The following is a 664-nucleotide window of genomic DNA, read 5'->3' as shown; positions in this document are numbered from 1 at the left end:
ACATCGAGCGCGGAGCCCGCCACCACCTCGCCTTCGGATACGGCCCGCACCAGTGCCTCGGCCAGAACCTCGCCAGGATGGAACTGCAGATCGTCTTCGACACGCTGTTCCGCCGCATCCCTGCCCTGCGGCTCGCCGCACCGACGGAGGACGTTCCGTTCAAGAACGACGCCGTCGTCTACGGCGCCCACGAACTCCCGGTCACCTGGTGAACAGGACATGCGTCGGCTTCGGCGGATGCGTCCTGACCGAGCCAGGCCGTGTCGGGATGTACGTCACGATCACTGGTCCGTGACCGGCATGAACCCTGGACGCCGACAGCTTCAACGGCGACCAGCCAGCCAGAACCCGTCTCGAAGGGAGGTGTGGGCGATGCGACGCGATCCCATCTGGAGCTGATGAGGTGATCCCGCGGTGGAGTGGTGGCGTCTGCAACGAGGCGGGAGAACCATCACCCACCGCGGGGAGCCGGTGCCCGCCCGCGCGGGTTTTCCGGAGCATGGCGGGACCTGCCGCAGTGCGGGTTCGTCGAGGGCAGCCAGGACAGTCGAGTCGGACCGGACGGGATCGATGTACGCCAAAGTGCTCGCGATCGGCGAGTTTCGCGGTTTGTGGCTGGGCGGGTTGTTGTCGCGAGCGGGCAGCCAGCTGGCGCGCGTGGCGC

1 protein-coding gene is annotated in these 664 nt (G+C 67.8%); it reads left to right on the top strand.

The window, feature by feature from the left end; all coding sequences use genetic code 11:
* On the top strand, window positions 1-212 hold a 212-nt coding region (locus ACTWPV_RS49750), incomplete at its 5' end, for a cytochrome P450 (protein ID WP_443157235.1).
* Between the last annotated feature and the right edge of the window lie 452 nt (window positions 213-664).

Source organism: Nonomuraea sp. KM88, assembly GCF_052245635.1.
In the GTDB taxonomy this organism is placed as follows: domain Bacteria; phylum Actinomycetota; class Actinomycetes; order Streptosporangiales; family Streptosporangiaceae; genus Nonomuraea.
The sequence above is the reverse complement of the archived record's forward strand: the minus strand, read 5'-3'. Positions and strand labels throughout refer to the sequence as shown.